This window comes from Methylobacterium sp. CM6247, assembly GCF_054817925.1.
The window spans coordinates 5,353,433-5,369,965 of the sequence record NZ_JBTXKX010000003.1 but is presented as its reverse complement, the minus strand read 5'-3'; the positions used below and the strand labels follow the sequence as shown (position 1 = coordinate 5,369,965).

At 65.2% G+C, this 16,533-nt stretch carries 13 protein-coding genes; 5 read left to right on the top strand and 8 right to left on the bottom strand.

Annotation, left to right across the window (positions count from 1 at the left end; all coding sequences use genetic code 11):
• Positions 1 to 56 precede the first annotated feature (56 nt).
• On the bottom strand, positions 57 to 1,145 hold the full coding sequence (lptG, locus tag ACYQOP_RS26440) for an LPS export ABC transporter permease LptG (protein WP_056431154.1): 1,089 nt from the start codon (positions 1,143 to 1,145) through the stop codon (positions 57 to 59).
• Positions 1,146 to 1,155: 10 nt separating this feature from the next.
• On the bottom strand, positions 1,156 to 2,325 hold the full coding sequence (gene lptF, locus ACYQOP_RS26435; protein WP_056431151.1) for an LPS export ABC transporter permease LptF: 1,170 nt from the start codon (positions 2,323 to 2,325) through the stop codon (positions 1,156 to 1,158).
• A gap of 239 nt (positions 2,326 to 2,564) precedes the next feature.
• Between lptF and ACYQOP_RS26430 the strand changes: the two genes are divergently transcribed.
• From ACYQOP_RS26430 to msrP, 4 genes are all read left to right on the top strand, one after another.
• The gene (locus ACYQOP_RS26430) at positions 2,565 to 4,061 is read left to right on the top strand and encodes a leucyl aminopeptidase (RefSeq protein WP_461225114.1); all 1,497 of its coding nucleotides are present in this window, start codon (positions 2,565 to 2,567) and stop codon (positions 4,059 to 4,061) included.
• Positions 4,061 to 4,837, top strand: coding sequence for a hypothetical protein (locus tag ACYQOP_RS26425; protein ID WP_461225112.1), 777 nt, complete (start codon positions 4,061 to 4,063; stop codon positions 4,835 to 4,837). Before ACYQOP_RS26430 ends, ACYQOP_RS26425 begins: the two co-directional genes overlap by 1 nt.
• Before the next feature lie 104 nt (positions 4,838 to 4,941).
• Positions 4,942 to 6,645, top strand: coding sequence for an AMP-binding protein (locus ACYQOP_RS26420; RefSeq protein ID WP_461225110.1), 1,704 nt, complete (start codon positions 4,942 to 4,944; stop codon positions 6,643 to 6,645).
• 139 nt (positions 6,646 to 6,784) lie between these two features.
• Positions 6,785 to 7,741 carry a protein-methionine-sulfoxide reductase catalytic subunit MsrP gene (msrP, locus tag ACYQOP_RS26415; RefSeq protein ID WP_056431138.1) on the top strand — a complete coding sequence of 319 codons (957 nt, stop codon included), beginning with the start codon at positions 6,785 to 6,787 and terminating at the stop codon, positions 7,739 to 7,741.
• 225 nt (positions 7,742 to 7,966) lie between these two features.
• Here msrP and ACYQOP_RS26410 read toward each other — a convergent pair whose 3' ends face one another.
• From ACYQOP_RS26410 to carB, 6 genes are all read right to left on the bottom strand, one after another.
• Complete coding sequence (locus ACYQOP_RS26410; protein WP_056431588.1) at positions 7,967 to 8,857, bottom strand: LysR family transcriptional regulator; 891 nt, start codon at positions 8,855 to 8,857, stop codon at positions 7,967 to 7,969.
• A 232-nt stretch (positions 8,858 to 9,089) separates the two neighbouring features.
• Positions 9,090 to 10,064, bottom strand: a complete 975-nt coding sequence (gene trxB / locus ACYQOP_RS26405; RefSeq protein WP_461225107.1) for a thioredoxin-disulfide reductase — start codon at positions 10,062 to 10,064, stop codon at positions 9,090 to 9,092.
• A 14-nt stretch (positions 10,065 to 10,078) separates the two neighbouring features.
• Entirely contained in the window at positions 10,079 to 11,095 is a 1,017-nt protein-coding gene (locus ACYQOP_RS26400) for a mitochondrial fission ELM1 family protein (protein ID WP_461225105.1), read from the bottom strand.
• A 34-nt stretch (positions 11,096 to 11,129) separates the two neighbouring features.
• Positions 11,130 to 11,666: a hypothetical protein gene (locus tag ACYQOP_RS26395; RefSeq protein ID WP_461225104.1), complete on the bottom strand. Its 537-nt coding sequence runs from the start codon at positions 11,664 to 11,666 to the stop codon at positions 11,130 to 11,132.
• 18 nt (positions 11,667 to 11,684) lie between these two features.
• A complete protein-coding gene (gene greA / locus ACYQOP_RS26390; protein ID WP_187273304.1) occupies positions 11,685 to 12,161 on the bottom strand; it encodes a transcription elongation factor GreA in 477 nt (158 codons plus the stop codon).
• Between the two features lie 127 nt (positions 12,162 to 12,288).
• Positions 12,289 to 15,774 carry a carbamoyl-phosphate synthase large subunit gene (gene carB, locus ACYQOP_RS26385; RefSeq protein ID WP_461225102.1) on the bottom strand — a complete coding sequence of 1,162 codons (3,486 nt, stop codon included), beginning with the start codon at positions 15,772 to 15,774 and terminating at the stop codon, positions 12,289 to 12,291.
• 317 nt (positions 15,775 to 16,091) lie between these two features.
• Here carB and ACYQOP_RS26380 point away from each other — a divergent pair, with 317 nt between their 5' ends.
• Entirely contained in the window at positions 16,092 to 16,532 is a 441-nt protein-coding gene (locus ACYQOP_RS26380; RefSeq protein WP_207411616.1) for a pseudoazurin, read from the top strand.
• Position 16,533: the final 1 nt, after the last annotated feature.

Sequence of the window (16,533 nt, the reverse complement as noted above, 5' to 3'; positions counted from 1 at the left end):
CCCGTGTCCCAACCTCTGCCTCGGCCTCGTTTCGCATCCCGTCACCGACAACGGCATCAGCCGTCCTCCTGATAGAGAAGCGTGAGCGTACCGAGAAGACTCCCTACCACGGCCGGGAACCATGCCGCCACCGGGGGCGACACGATGCCTGATGCGCCGAGGCCTTCCATGACCTGCCGCGCGACGTAGAGGAAGAACCCCGCCGCCACGCCGCCAAGCACAAGCTTGCCCACTCCACCAAAGCGGAAGAACCTTAAGGAAACGCTGGCTGCCACGAGCACCATGGCAACGAAGAGAATGGGCCTCGCCATGAGGACATCATACTGGAGTCGGTAGCGCGTCGCATCCAACCCGGCCCGCTCCGTCCGTGCGATGGTCTCGTTCAGTTGCCAGAAAGGCACAGATTCCGGAGGCGTGAAGCGCTGCTTCACCTGACCGGGATCGAGATTGGAGGCGAGGATATAGGTGTCGTAGCCCTCGGGCGGCTGGCCCTTGGTGAGGAGCCGCGCGTCCTGAAGGGACCAGTAACCGTCGTGCAGCGTCGCACGCGCGGCTTCGATCTGCGACAGGAACACCCCGTTCTCGTCGAACGTGTAGACCGATACCCCCGCCAGGGTGGTGCTACCCTCGATCGCCGTCCCGGCACGGAGGATCGCCTGTCCGTCGAGACTGTTCTGGCGGATCCATAAATCCTTGCCGGAATTGGCCTTCGTAGATTTCGCGAAGATCCTGGCCTCGATCTCGGTCGAGCGCTGCTTCATCGCCGCCGAGAGGGGATTGTAGACCCCCACCGTGAAAGCCCCGATGGCCAGCGCCACCAGAATGCCGGGCTGGAGGAACTGCCAGGCCGAGATTCCGGCGGCGCGCGCGACCACGAGTTCGAGCTTGCGCGACAGCTGCAGCAGGGCCGCCATGGAGCCGAACAGGATCGCGAAAGGCAGGACGCCCTCGGCCACGGCCGGGGTCCGGTAGAGCGAGAGCTGGGCCATCAAACTTGTGGACGCGCCCTCGGTGTCGCCGGCGCGCCGCAGCAATTCGACGAAATCCAGGGTGTAGACCAGGGCGAAGACGGTGATGAACACGCCGAGCACCGTGCGCAGGAAGCGCAGGGCGAAGTAGCGGCCGAGGGTGAAGCCGATCATCATCGCGGCGGCCTCACCTGTCGCCGAGGCGCGGCCGGCGCAGGATGGCGCGGCCGAAATTCGTCAGGGTCATGGAGACGCGCGCGTTCCAGTCCCGCACGGCGGCCCCGTTGAACACGACGAGGCAGGAGATCGCCAACGCCAGAATCGGGGCGGCGTAGATGGCGAAGACGGCGCCCTGGCTTCGCACGGCCGCGCTGCTAGCGGCGAAGCCCGCGATGCGCAGCACGATGACGGCGATGACCGCACCCGCCATTGCCAGACCGCGACCCTGGCGCGTCGTGCGCGGATCGCCCAAAGCCGCGAAGGCGATGAGGGTCAGGGCGAGAGGATAGAGCCAGGCCGAGAGCCGGTCATGCACTTCGGCGCGGAAACGGCCCTTCTGCGTCTGATAGTAGGATTCGCTGGTGTCGGGGAAGAGGAGTTGCGCGGTCGACCGTTCGCGCGGCTTGTAGACGGTCTCGCCGTCAGGCGGCGTGAAGGCCGCGAGGTCCACCGTGTAGCGCTCGAAGGTGATGATCGAGGAATCCCGCGAATCCTTCTGCTGCCGGTGAATGCTGCCTTTCTCGAGGGCGAGATAGCTCTGCCCCTCGTAATCCACCGCCTGTCCCTGCTCGGCGAGATAGACCACCGTCTTCCCGGCCTCGCGCTTGTCCTGGATGAAGATGCCCTGGAGCGTGCCGCCGGGACCGCGCTCGCGGAAATGGAAGGTGATGCCGCTGTCGAGCTCGGTGAACTGGCCCTCCTTCACCACATTGGCGATGAAATCGCCGCGCACGCGGGTCAACACGTCGCGCAGTTCCTGGAACGAGGACGGCATCACCTGGATCGTCAGAAAGGCGACGCCCGCGCTCACGATGAGCCCCAGGGTAAGAAAGGGACGCAGGATCCGGCGCGGCTGCATACCGGCGGCCGACATGACGATGAGTTCGGAATCGCCGTTCAGCCGGTTCAGGGCGTAGACGACGGCGATGAACAGCGCCACGGGAGCGATGACGGTGATCAGCGTCGGCACCGAAAGCCCGGTGATCAGGAAGAAGATGACGAGGGTCTGACCCTTGGCCGTGATGAGGTCGAGCTCACGCAAGGCCTGCGTCACCCATATCGTGCTCGTGAGGCCGATCAGGCAGGCGAGGAAGGCCCCGGCCGCGATCCTGAATATGTAGCGCTCGATTTGCGTCATCGGATCTCGCGGCGGGCCCTAGCGCATGGCGTCCGTGGGACGCGTCCCACGGGCCTTCCTCATGCCCCCCGGCATCGTGCCCGTCCACCGATGTCGATCACTCTGGGGCACTTCAATTCGGGCGGTTTCGCGGCGGGCGGATCGCGTTGCGTTCTCCGCATCAATGGGTACACAGGGAGTGTCGCGGCGGCGCGTGTTCCGTCGCACGCACCAATCCTGACCTTCGGAAAGCGTGACTTATGGCGGACGGTATCACGATCGCATTCGGGCCGCTCGGCCCGGTCGGCCACGGCGACATCGTTCTCTTCGTCGGCGATGATCTGGCTCTCTCCCCCGCTGTCGCACAGGCCGTCGGCCGCGGCGCGTCCGATCTGGTGGCGCGCGCCGCCGCGAGCGAGCGGTTCAAGGGCAAGTCGCTCACCTCCCTGGCGCTGCCCGCGCCCGCCGGGCTCGATGCCGACCGGTTGCTGGTCATCGGCGTCGGTTCGGAGAAGGATCGCGCCAAGATCGATTGGCCGGCGCTCGGCGGTTATGCCGCGAGCAAGCTCAGCGGCCGCCAGGCCCATGTCGCCCTCGATTGGCCCGGCGCGTCGGTGAGCCCGGCCAATGCCGCCGATTTCGCTCTCGGAGCGCGCCTGCGCGTCTACAGTTTCGACCGCTACAAGACGAAGAAGAAGCCCGAGGGCGAAGAAGGCCGCGTCACCGCGCTCACGCTCATGGTCGGCGATCCTTCGGGAGCCGAGGCGGCGGCCAAGCAGTCCGAGGCCGTGGCCGGCGGCGTCCTGCTCGCCCGCGAACTCATCAACGAGCCGCCGAACGTGCTCTACCCGGAGGAATTCGCCCGGCGTGCGGAGGAGCTGACCAAGCTCGGCGTCGAGGTCGAGGTTCTCGGCCCCGGTAAGCTCGAAGCCCTCGGCATGGGCGCGCTCCTCGCCGTCGCGCAGGGCTCCACCCGCGAAGCGCGCGTGGTCGTGATGCGGTGGAACGGCGGCGCCGACGCGTCCGAGGCCCCCATTGCCTTCATCGGCAAGGGCGTGTGCTTCGATTCCGGCGGCATCTCCATCAAGTCCGCCGGTGGCATGGAAGACATGAAGGGCGATATGGGCGGCGCCGCCTGCGTCGTCGGCACGATGTTCGCGCTCGCCTCGCGCAAGGCGAAGGTCAACGCCATCGGGGCAATCGGCATCGTCGAGAACATGCCGGATGGCGGCGCGATGCGCCCCGCCGACATCGTCACCTCGATGTCCGGCCAGACCATTGAGATCATCAACACCGACGCCGAGGGACGTCTCGTCCTCGCCGACGTGATCTGGCACGTGCAGAGCGCCTACAAGCCGAAATTCATGATCGATCTGGCGACGCTCACCGGCGCGATCATCGTCGCCCTCGGCCAGGACATCGCCGGCATGTTCTCTAACGACGATGCGCTTGCCGCCAAGATCGCCGCCGCCAGCGAGGCGACCGGCGAGGCGGTGTGGCGGATGCCGCTGATCCCGGCCTACGACAAGGCCATCGATTCGAAGTTCGCCGACATGAAGAACACCGGCGGCCGCCATGGCGGCGCGGCCACCGCCGCCTCGTTCATCAAGCGCTACGTCAACGACGTTCCCTGGGCCCATCTCGACATCGCCGGCGTGGCGATGTCGTCGAGCCCCAGTGAGATCAACCGGAGCTGGGGTGCGGGCTGGGGCGTGCGCCTCCTCGACCGGCTCGTCCGCGACAATTACGAAGCGTGATGCCATCCGGCGGCGCGTCGGCGGTGCTCGTCCCGGCCGCCGCCACTTCTCCCGTAGGCGCGATCTCACCGCTCGTGCCTGCGGCATTCCCGCTGATGGCCGCGTTCCTCGCGCTGTGCGCCACGGCCGTGACCGGGCTGAGCCAAGCCTCGCCGCTTCCGCCCGAGCTGGCGGCGCGGTTCTACGGCTTCTTCCTGCAGCAATACCCGCTCTTCACCTTCGCCATCATCTATGGCTTGGCGAGGCTCGTCGCGATGGCGGCGGCGAGCACCGCGTCCCTTCCCCGGCGCATCGTCGGTGTCCTGTTGGGGGTCACGCTACTTCTCGCCCTCAGCCTCTATCCGACCTTCGGCGGTTTCGTGCTTCGCGCAGGCTTTGCCACCGGCGGCATGACCTTCCTCACCTATCAGCCGATGAGCGTTGCCTTCGCCCTTGGTTCCGCTTCGTCGGCCTTCGTGTTCGGCTCGGCCCTGGCGGTGGGCGCACTCCTGATCGGCGGCCGAACCTCGGCGGCATCCTGGGGTCGACGCCTCGCCACCGGCCTTCTCCGCAGCGGCGCGGGCTTTCTCGCGTTATGGTTCGCTTTCGCAGTGATCGGGCAGGCTCATATGGCGGGCTTCGGCCCCTGGCCCAGGCGCGCTCTATCGACTGGCGAGGCGGGTTTGGGAGCGTCCCTCGTTCTCGCCGCGTTTCTGCCTCATGCCATACTCGTGTGGCTGGCACTTCGTGACAGATCGCGGCGGAAGAAACCCGGCGCCCCGTCGATTGCGGTTTGATCCGATGACAGGGACGTCGAAAAGATAGTTTACATATGAACGAAGGCGGCACCAAGCCGCTGCGCGGATAACAAGCCGCCGCGCACATCAGAGGGAGGATCGAGATGATCCAAGGCACGGCCCCCGGGCCGGTTTCCGTGCGCCCATGGCTTTCCATGTATCCGCCCGGCATACCCGCCGAGATCGACGTCGGCAGCCCGCGCACCCTCGTCGACATCCTGCGGCTCGGCACGACGCAATGCGCCGCTCGTCCGGCGATCCGATGTTTCGGCACATCCGTCACCTATGCCCAACTCGGTGCCTCCGCCGATGCCATTGCGGCCTGGCTGGTCGCCGAGGGGTTCGGCAAGGGCGACCGGATCGCCATCATGATGCCGAACGTGCCGGCCTATCCGGCGACGATCTATGGAATCCTTCTGGCCGGCTGCGTCGTGGTCAATGTGAATCCGCTCTACACGCCCCGTGAACTGGCGGTGCAGATCAACGATTCAGGCGCGAAGGCGCTCTTCGTCCTCGAGAATTTCGCCCATACGGTCGCCGGCGCGGGCGCCGATCTCGACCTCGATCGGATCGTCGTCGCCGGGCCGGGTGACGGGCTTGGCCTCAAGGGCCGGATCATCGATCTCGCCGCGCGCCATATCAAGAAGGCGGTGCCTCCCTATCGACTGCCCACGGGGAAGACGTTGCGCTTCGACGCGGTCGTGCGCCGCGGGCGAAGCCTGCCGAAAGTGTCCGTCCCGGTCGGGCCGCAGGATCTCGCCTTCCTGCAATATACCGGGGGGACGACGGGCGCGGCCAAGGCGGCGATGCTGACCCATGCCAACGTCGTCGCCAACGTGGCTCAGTGCCGGGTCTGGTTCTGCGTGTCGGAGACCGATGGGGTCGACCGGGTGATGGTCACGGCCCTGCCGCTCTATCACATCTTCGCCCTGACCGGCTGCTTCTTCCTGTTCATGAGCATTGGCGGATGCTGCCTGCTCATCCCCAATCCCCGCGACGTGGACGGGTTCGTGAAGACCCTGAAGGGCAATCGCTTCACGCATATTTCCGGGGTGAACACGCTCTTCAACATGCTCAACAACCACCCGAAGATCACCGAGGTGGATTTCTCCGCAATCCACTTCGTCATCGCCGGTGGCATGGCCGTGCAGGCTCCCGTGGCGGCCAAGTGGAAGGCGATCACGGGCAAAGCCATCGTCGAGGGCTACGGATTGTCGGAAACTTCCCCCGTGGTCTGCGTGAACGACCCGAGGGCGGATTGGACCGGTACGATCGGCTTTCCGGTTCCCTCGACCGATGTGGCGATCCGTGATGCCGAGGGGAGAGACGTCCTTCCCGGCGAGCCGGGCGAACTCTGCGTGCGTGGTCCACAGGTCATGGCGGGTTATTGGAAGCGGCCGGACGAGACGGCGCTGGCGACGACCAGCGATGGCTATTTCCGCACTGGGGACGTGGCGGTGCTTCAGGCAGACGGGCAGGTACGCATCGTCGACCGGATGAAGGACATGATCCTGGTCTCGGGCTTCAACGTCTACCCGAACGAGGTGGAGGAAATCCTCGTCGGCCATCCCGGCGTGCTCGAATGCGCGGTAGTCGGCACCCGATCCGAAGAGACCGGCGAGATGGTGGTGGCGCATGTGGTGCTCAAGGATAAGAGCGTCGATGTCGAGGCGCTGCGGAGCTACGCGCGTTCGCAGCTGACCGGCTACAAGGTGCCGAGGCGCATCGTCTTCCACGACGCGCTGCCGAAGACCAATGTCGGCAAGGTGCTTCGCCGCGCCCTGCGCGACGACGCGGCGCGCCCCTGAGCGGCACGCCGATGTAACCGGTGGCGGCCTCTCATCGAATGGTGACGATAGGCCTCGCTTGCGCTGATGCGCGGCGGGGACGATCTTCGCGGGATACAGCCGCCGCAAGCGGCGATCCCACCATTTTCGAGGACGGCACATGTACATCAAGCGCAGTCGCGGCTGGGAAATGCCTGAGCGCCTCGCGACGCCCGAGAGCGTCTTCCTCAACCGCCGCGCCTTGCTGGGCGGGGCCGCGGGCCTCGCTGCGACGTCTCTCGTCGGCGTCGAGCACGCATTCGCTGCCGCCGATCCGACGAGCGGTCTCTATCCGGCGGCGCGTAACGATGCCTATACGCTCGACCGTCCGCTGACGGCCGAGAAGTTCTCGGCCGATTACAACAACTTCTACGAGTTCGGTACGTCGAAGACCGTGCTGCCGGCTGCTAACGCGTTAAAGACCCGCCCCTGGACCATCAAGATCGACGGATTGGTCGAAAAGCCGTTCGAGATCGGGATCGACGATCTGGTCCGCAAGATGACCCTCGAGGAGCGGCTGTACCGCCATCGCTGTGTCGAGGCCTGGTCGATGTCGGTGCCCTGGACGGGTTTCCCGCTCTCCAAGCTCGTCGCCCTGGCAAAGCCCGCATCCGGTGCGAAATACGTTCGCATGGAGACGTTCATGGACAAGGCCATGGCGCCGGGCCAGCGCTCGTTCCTCTATCCGTGGCCCTATGTCGAGGGTCTGACGATGGAGGAGGCCAACAACGACCTCGCCTTCATCGCCACGGGCATCTACGGCAAGCCGCTCGCCAACCAGTTCGGCGCGCCGATCCGCCTCGCGGTGCCGTGGAAGTATGGCTTCAAATCGGTGAAGTCGATCGTGAAGCTGTCCTTCGTCGCCGAGCGGCCGAAGACGTTCTGGGAAGGCCTCCAGGCCTCGGAATACGGTTTCTGGGCCAATGTGAACCCGGCAGTGTCGCATCCGCGCTGGAGCCAGGCATCGGAGCGCGTACTCGGCACCGACCAGCGTGTTCCGACGCTGATCTACAACGGCTACGGCGAGCAGGTGGCCGGGCTCTACAAGGGTCTCGAAAACGAGCGCCTGTTCGTCTGAGGCCCGGTTTGATCGGCTTTTTCGGTGGAAGCTTATGCCGCAGTCGATCATCCCAGCAGACCACCTCATCCTGAGGAGCCCTTTGCTTGAGCAAAGGGCCTCGAAGGAGAGCTCCAGCTGTCGTGCTATCCCTGGTAGCCTCCTTCGAGGCTGCTACGCGACACCTCAGGATGAGGTAAAGCCCTGGATTAACAACGCAAACAGGCCTTGAGAGACTTCTTCCGGTCAGTAGGTCCAGCGCTGGGCCTTCGCCACGAGGAAGTCCCTGAAGGCCTGGACGCGCGCCACCGAGCGCATCTCCTCGGCATAGACGAGGTAGCTCTCCATATGCGGCATCTCGACGTCGCGCAGCACCTGCATAAGGCCGGTCTGCCCCTCGACCGCGTAATCCGGGAGGATACCGATGCCGGCGCCGGTCTCCATCGCCTTCTGCAGGGCGGCGATATTGTTGACGGTGAAGTGGATCGTTCTCCGCTCCTGGCCTTCACGGCCGACGGTGGACAGCCAATGGGTCGCCAGCAGGTAGGAGGGTTCGTTGCCGCCGAAGGAAACGAGGCGGTGATTGTCTAAATCTGCAATGGATTTCGGCTCGCCGAACCGCTTCACGTAATCGGCCGAGGCGAAGGCATGGTAATGCACCGTGAACAGCCTGCGCTGGATCAGGTCCGGTTGGGCGGGTCGCCGCATCCGAACCGCGACGTCGGCCTCGCGCATGGCCAGATCGAGTTCCTCGTTGGTGAGGATGAGCTCGACGCGGACATCGGGATAGAGATCCAGGAATTCCGCGACACGCTGGGCGAGCCAGGAGGTGCCGAGACCCGTCGTGGTCGTCACCTTGAGGTCGCCGCTCGGGCGCTCGCTTGTTTCCACTAGACGCGCCCGGGTGTTCTCCAGTCGCAGCTTCATGTCCCGCGCGGCCCGGAACAGAAGGTCGCCCTGTTCGGTCAGGATGAGGCCACGTGCGTGACGGTGAAAGAGGGGAGCCTTCAACTCGCGTTCGAGGGCGCTGATCTGGCGGCTGACCGCCGACTGGCTCAGGCCGATATCGTCGCCCGCGCGGGTGAAGCTGCCAGCCTCGGCAACGTTGAGGAAGATCCGGATCTTGTCCCAGTCCACGGCGTCCAACCCCCTCACGCAGCCCCGTTCCGACGACCGGACTCCCGATGCCGGACCCGGTTCGGTCTGGGATCGGTCTTTGCCGTGTCTCGGTGTGCCCGGCCGCCGTTTCCTACGGTTCGGCCAAACAACACGGGACGCCGAGCCGATGGAACTCGGCTCGTGCTGGTTTTAGGACAACGATCTTGCGATTAGGTTGACGCCCGACGCAAGGCGCCGAACGAAAATTTCCCTATTCGGCGGCAGCCTGCTGTGGGGTTTCACCCAGTTCGAGGGCCGCGAGGTACTTTTCAGCCTCCAGCGCCGCCATGCAGCCCATGCCGGCCGCGGTGATCGCCTGCCGGTAGACATCGTCCGTCACGTCGCCGGCGGCATAGACACCGGGGATCGCCGTCTCGGTCGTGCCCGGCTTCGTCTCGATGTAGCCGCCATGGCGCATGACGAGCTGTCCCTCGAAGATCCCGGTCGCCGGCTGATGCCCGATGGCGACGAAGACGCCGTCGGCCTTCCGCTCGGTGATCGCGCCCGACCTCACGTCCTTCAGGCGCAGATGCGTGACCGAGGGCGGTGACTGGCTGCCGCAGATCTCCTCGATCGCGTGATGCCAGACCACTTCGACGTTGGGATGCTTGAACAGGCGCTCCTGCAGGATGCGCTCCGCACGGAACTCGCCCCGCCGATGGACCACCGTGACCTTCGAGGCGAGGTTGGCGAGATAGAGCGCCTCCTCGACGGCCGTGTTACCGCCGCCGACCACCACGACCTCCTTGCCGCGAAAGAAGAACCCGTCGCAGGTGGCGCAGGCCGACACGCCGAAGCCCTGGAACTTCGCTTCGGACGGCAGGCCGAGCCATTTCGCCTGCGCCCCGGTGGCGATGATGAGGGCGTCGCAGGTGTAGGTCTCACCGGAATCGGCTTCCAGATGGAACGGCCGCGCCTGCAGATCGACCTTGGTGATGTATTCCGACACGATCTTCGTGCCGACATGCTCGGCCTGGAGCTTCATCTGCTCCATCAGCCACGGTCCCTGAATGGGATCGGCGAAGCCCGGATAATTCTCGACATCGGTCGTGATCATCAGCTGGCCGCCCGGCTGGAAGCCGGAGATCAGGAGCGGCTCGACCATGGCGCGGGCCGCATAGATGGCGGCGGTGTAGCCGGCCGGGCCTGAGCCGATGATGATGAGCTTGGAATGGTGGGGGGCCATGGTTCGGACGTCTCCTACGGCCGCGACGCAGGTGCGAACCCGGCGCGGTGCTCGATATAGGCGCGGGCCATAGCTTCTGCGATGGTCGGCGTCGCGTCGAGGGGGGTGTAATGCAACTCTTCCAGACGGCCGGTGAAGGGCTTCAGCGCGCCCGCCATGGCCAGCCCGGCGAAGAGCCGCCTGTGCCGGATGTAGGTTTTGGGGAGATCGAAGAGAAGCACCGGCGCGCCGGTGCTCACCGCTTCCCCCACCATATTGGCCGAATCCGACGTGACCACGATGGCGTCGGCAAGCGCCAGCAGCGACACGTAGGGGTTCGCTCCAGTGCCGTCCCAGAAGAATCCCTGTTTCTCTTCGACGAGGCGCTGCAAGGCCGAACGCAGGGGCGACGGCGTGCGGCGGGACACCGTGAGCATGAGCGACGCACCGCCATCGGCCAGCTTCGTCAGATGGGCGAGAAGCCGCTTCATGTCGGTCGTACGGTAGCTCAGATGGCGGCTGTCACCCCCGATCAATACCGCTACGCGAGGCTTCGAAAGTTGGGTCAGACGGGGGTCGGGTGAGCGGCGCGCAGCCGCCAGACGTGCCGCCGTCACCTGGTGCGGCGCCGTCAGCGTGGTGAGCACGTTCGGCCCGCGAAGATCGTCGTAATCCGGTACCCAGATGAAATTCGCAGTGTCGTGGCCTGTCCGCGGATCCTTCAGGAAGGCCGTAAAGGTCTGGCCCTTCGACGCTTTTCGGATCGCGCGAAGATAGGGAACGGCGCGGCGGCCCGAGGCGATCACGATCTCGGGAAAGGGACCGGCCAAGGCACCGCCTCGCTGGCCCGGGCGATCACGCGGGTCGATCGGTCCCCACGGGGCGAGCCAGCCGAAAGGGGGGCGCGGCGAGACGCGGCGGATCTCGTAGTCCAGACCGAGCGTCTCTGCCAGACCGATGCACTGGTTCTCATCGCCGGCCTTGCCGTCCGTAACGATCCAGGCGCCGAGATGAGCGAGTTTTGCGGACACGAGTTCACCAGCAGGTCGCATTACACCGGCCGCTCCCAAGATCGACATGGCTGCGTCAGTTCGACGGGAATGCTCGGCGCAACCAGCCGGCATAGTGCCGAGCTATCGCGGCTACGCGGCGGCGTTCCGAATCCATGTCATACCATGCTCCGCCCGAACTCGACGGCAGGGCTGAAAGCTGCGGATGCCGGGCAAGTACCTCGCCCCGACGTCCGACGAGCAGGGCTTCGCCATCGAGATAGTCGGATTGCGAGCCGCCACCAAAGCCGCTGCGGCCACCTTCGCTGCCGGTATAGGGACGTAGCGACAGGCTCTTGATCCTCACCACCAGAACCGGTCCGGTCCCGCCGAGCCTGTCGGCGAACTCCTGATTCAACGCGGTCAGGAGATCCCCGCGAAGCGCCTCCGCGGGGGCACCGCCGCCCTGAGCCAGCAAAGGCCCCACATCCACACGGATGGTCGACAGTCTCGAGGTACCGAAGGATGAAAGCCCTTGGGCGAGGGTCGGCGCGGCCATAGCGAGAAGAGCGGCGATACCGATCGCCGCTCTCTGCAGGATCCTGACTGAAAGGCGGCATGCCGCCGGCTTCATGATGAGATCTCTCCGACGTCAGACGCCGTACTGGACCGCGACCACTTCGTAGGACTTGCCGCCACCCGGCGTCGTCACCTCTACGGTGTCGCCAACGCCCTTACCGATGAGAGCGCGAGCGATCGGGGAGGTGATCGAGACGAGACCCGAACGGACATCTGCCTCGGGCTCACCAACGAGCTGGTAGGTCTTTTCTTCCTCGGTATCTTCGTCCACCAGTTTCACGGTGGCGCCGAACTTGATCTTGGTGCCGGACAGCTTGGTCACGTCAATCACCTCGGCCCGGGCGATCATGCTCTCGAGCTCCATGACGCGGCCCTCGTTGTGGGACTGCGCTTCCTTGGCGGCATGATACTCAGCATTTTCCGAGAGGTCGCCGAGCGCGCGCGCTTCAGAGATGGCCTGGATGATGCGCTGACGCTCCACCTGCTGGCGATGCTTCAGCTCGGCTTCCAGCGCAGCGAACCCGCGCACCGTCATCGGAACCTTGTCTATCGTCATCGTCTCGCGCCACAATGAATAGGCCCGGTCGGGAGCGGAATGCTCCCTCCGGGCCAGAGTAAGATGGTCTTGAAGCCTTGGCACCTGCTACGTCCAATCAAGTCGGACGCAGCATCAAATGTTAGGCCGCGAAGTATTCCTGCAAAGCGCGGACTTGGAGATCACCTTCGAGATAGGCCTTGATCCCCTCGGCCGCTGCCATCGCTCCGGCTAGAGTGGTGTAGTACGGGACTTTATGCAAGAGGGCCGCCCTGCGCAGGGAGCGCGAGTCCGAGAGTGCGCCTGCGCCTTCCGTCGTGTTGAACACCAGCTGGATGTCGCCGTTCTTGATCGAATCGACCACGTGCGGCCGGCCCTCCAGCACCTTGTTCACCCGCTCCGTGGGGACGCCGTTCTCCAGGAGGTAGCGCTGCGTCCCGCTGGTGGCGACGATGACGAAACCGGCCTCCGACAACTCCCGGATGGCCGGCAGGATGCGGGCCTTGTCGGCGTCACGGACTGAGACGAATACCGCGCCGCTCTTCGGCACGAGGGTGCCCGAGCCGAGCTGGCTCTTAGCGAAGGCGACGCCGAAACTCGAATCGAGGCCGATGACCTCACCGGTGGAGCGCATCTCCGGTCCGAGCAGGACATCGACGCCGGGGAAACGGGCGAAGGGGAACACGGCTTCCTTGACGGCGATATGGTCGAGGACCTTGGGCTCGAGCCCGAAACTCGCGAGCGGCTCGCCGGCCATGACACGCGCCGCGATCTTGGCGATGGGCTCGCCGATGACCTTGGCGACGAAGGGCACGGTGCGCGAGGCGCGCGGATTCACCTCCAGCACGTAGATCGCGCCGTCCTTGATGGCGTATTGCACGTTCATCAGGCCGCCGACCTGTAGGGCCAGCGCCATCGCTCTGGTCTGGCGCTCCAGTTCGGCGATGGTCTCGGGCGAGAGCGAGCGCGAGGGCAGCGAGCAGGCGGAATCGCCCGAATGGATGCCGGCCTCCTCGATGTGCTCCATGATGCCGGCGATATAGACGTCCTTGCCGTCGCAGATGGCATCCACATCGATCTCGGTGGCATCCGACAGGTAGCGGTCGAACAGGAGCGGGTTCTTGCCCAGCACCGTGTTGATCTGGCCGGTCTTGTCGTTGGGGTAGCGCGATTTCACGTCCGACGGGATCAGACTCGGCAGAGTGTCGAGGAGATAGTCGGCGAACTGGACCTCGTCGCGAATGATCGCCATGGCGCGGCCGCCCAGCACGTAGCTCGGGCGCACCACGAAGGGCAGGCCGAGATCCGAGGCCACGAGGCGGCTCTGCTCGACTGAATAGGCGATGCCGTTCTTCGGCTGCTTCATCCCGAGCTTGTCGAGGAGGCGCTTGAACTGGTCGCGGTCCTCGGCGAGGTCGATGGCGTCGGGGGAGGTGCCGAGGATCGGCACGCCGGCCGCTTCAAGAGCGCGGGCGAGCTTCAGCGGGGTCTGGCCGCCGAACTGGACGATGACGCCGTGCAGCGTGCCGGCCTGCCGCTCGGTCTCGATGATCTCGAGCACGTCCTCCTGCGTCAGCGGCTCGAAATAGAGCCGGTCGGAGGTGTCGTAGTCGGTGGAGACCGTCTCCGGGTTGCAGTTGACCATGATGGTCTCGTAGCCGGCCTCGGTGAGCGCGAAGCAGGCGTGACAACAGCAATAGTCGAACTCGATGCCCTGGCCGATACGGTTGGGCCCGCCGCCGAGGATGATGACCTTCTTGGCGTCGGTGGGCTGCGCCTCGTCGACCACGGTGCCGGCGAAGGGCGCCACGTAGGTAGAGTACATGTAGGCGGTGGGCGCCTTGAACTCGGCCGCGCAGGTGTCGATGCGCTTGAAGACCGGGCGGACGCCCAGCGCCCGGCGGGCGGCACGGACGCTGTCCTCGTCGGTCTTAGCGAGCACGGCGAGACGGGCGTCCGAGAAGCCCGCCGCCTTGAGCTGGCGCAGCGCGCCGGGTGTGGTGGGGATGCCGTGGGCCTTGACCCGGTTCTCCAGATCGATAATCGCCTGGAGTTGCTCCAGGAACCACGGATCGATCTTGCAGGAGGCATGGACCTCCTCGTGGCTGACGCCGAGACGCAGGGCCTGACCGACCTTCAGCAGGCGATCAGGGGTCGGCGTGCCCAACGCCGCTTTGATGGCATTGTGGTCATCGCCCTTGCCGAGCCCCTCGATCTCGATCTCGTCTAGGCCGGTCAGGCCGGTCTCCAGGGAGCGCAGCGCCTTCTGCAGCGATTCGGCAAAGCAACGGCCGATGGCCATGGCCTCGCCCACCGATTTCATCGCCGTGGTCAGCGTCGGCTCGGCGCCCGGGAATTTCTCGAAGGCGAAGCGCGGGATCTTGGTGACGACGTAGTCGATGGTCGGCTCGAACGAGGCCGGGGTCGCGCCGCCGGTGATGTCGTTGGCGATCTCGTCGAGGGTGTATCCCACCGCGAGCTTGGCCGCGACCTTGGCGATGGGGAAGCCCGTGGCCTTGGAGGCGAGCGCGGACGAGCGCGACACGCGCGGGTTCATCTCGATGACGATCATCCGGCCGGTGGCCGGGTCGATGGCGAACTGCACGTTCGAGCCGCCGGTCTCCACGCCGATCTCACGCAGCACCGCGAGCGATGCGTCGCGCATCACCTGATACTCTTTGTCCGTGAGCGTCAGGGCCGGGGCCACGGTGATGGAATCGCCGGTATGGACGCCCATCGGATCGATGTTCTCGATGGAGCAGACGATGATGCAGTTGTCGTTCTTATCACGAACGACCTCCATTTCGTATTCCTTCCAACCGAGGACGCTCTCCTCGATCAGGACCTCATTGGTCGGCGAAGCGTCGATGCCGCGCTCCACGATGTCGAGGAATTCTTCCCGGTTGTAGGCGATGCCGCCGCCGGTGCCGCCCATGGTGAAGGAGGGGCGGATGATGGCCGGGAGGCCGACTTCGGCCAGCGCGATCAGCGCCTGCCCGATGGCATGCTCGCCGTAGCGCTTGCGACGGTCGGATTCGCCCGCGTGCCACTTCTTCTCGAACGCGGCGAGGGCGGCCGGGCGAGTGGCCTCGTCGGTGGAGGTCTCGATCCGGGCGATCTCAGCGAGGTACTTTTCGCGATCCACCTTCTTGGCGGCGGACGCGTTGGCGACGGCCGATTTCGGCGTTTCCAGGCCGATCTTGGTCATCGCGTCGCGAAACAATTGCCGATCCTCGGCCTTGTCGATGGCCTCGGCCGTTGCGCCGATCATCTGGACGTCGAATTTTTCGAGTATGCCCAGCTTCTTGAGCGAGAGGGCGCAGTTCAAGGCCGTCTGGCCGCCCATGGTCGGCAGCAGGGCGAAGCCGCCGGGAAGGACGTGGCGCTCCTTCTCGATGATCTTGGCGACGATCTCCGGCGTGATCGGCTCGACATAGGTCGCATCCGCCATGTCCGGGTCGGTCATGATGGTGGCCGGGTTCGAATTGACCAGCACGATCCGATAACCCTCCTCGCGGAGGGCCTTGCAGGCCTGCGTCCCGGAATAGTCGAATTCGCAGGCCTGCCCGATCACGATCGGACCGGCACCGATGATGAGGATCGTGGAGAGGTCGGTGCGTTTCGGCATCGGGCGCCTTGGCTTGCGGACGCGCGCGTCCGTCAAGCGCGGCGCCACAATCTGGAGCGGGCCGGATATGGACGCGAGCGGCGTGAATGATCGTTAGGGTTCGCGTCTACACGCGGCGGGAGGGTTTTGGAAGAGCGTCGAGAGGCTTGGCGACGATTGTGCCCGCCCTGGATGACCGCTCGTTCGCCGCCAAGAATAATTAAACTATAATAACTATAAATCTAAGAATATGCAAAATATTGCGCCCTCGACAGAGCTGTGTAATTGAGATGATCGACGCGTTGTCGATCTCGAACAAGACTAATTCGAGGATAAGAATGATAAAGCTAGGAACGCTCGTAGGCACGCTGGCCCTGTGCATCGCCTCCGGCCCAGCCGCTTTCGCCGCCGAGATCGCCGTGAAGACCCTCAACAGCGGGCCGGGTGGTCTGATGGTCTTCGACCCTGCCTTCGTGAAGTTAGCGCCGGGCGACAGCATCAAGTTCGTCCCCCAGGACAAGGGGCACAATGCCGAACTGATCAAGGGCATGGCGCCCGAGGGAGCAGAAACCTTCAAGACCGTCCTGGGCAAGGAGGAGGTCGTCAAGTTCGACAAGCCCGGGGTCTACGGCATCAAGTGCTCGCCGCATTACCTCATGGGCATGATCGCCGTGGTAGTGGTCGGCGATAAGCCAGAGAACCTCGAAGCGGCGAAGGCGGTGACGCACAACAAGCTCGCCGCCAAGCGGTTCGAGCCCCTGCTCGCACAGGTTCAGTGAC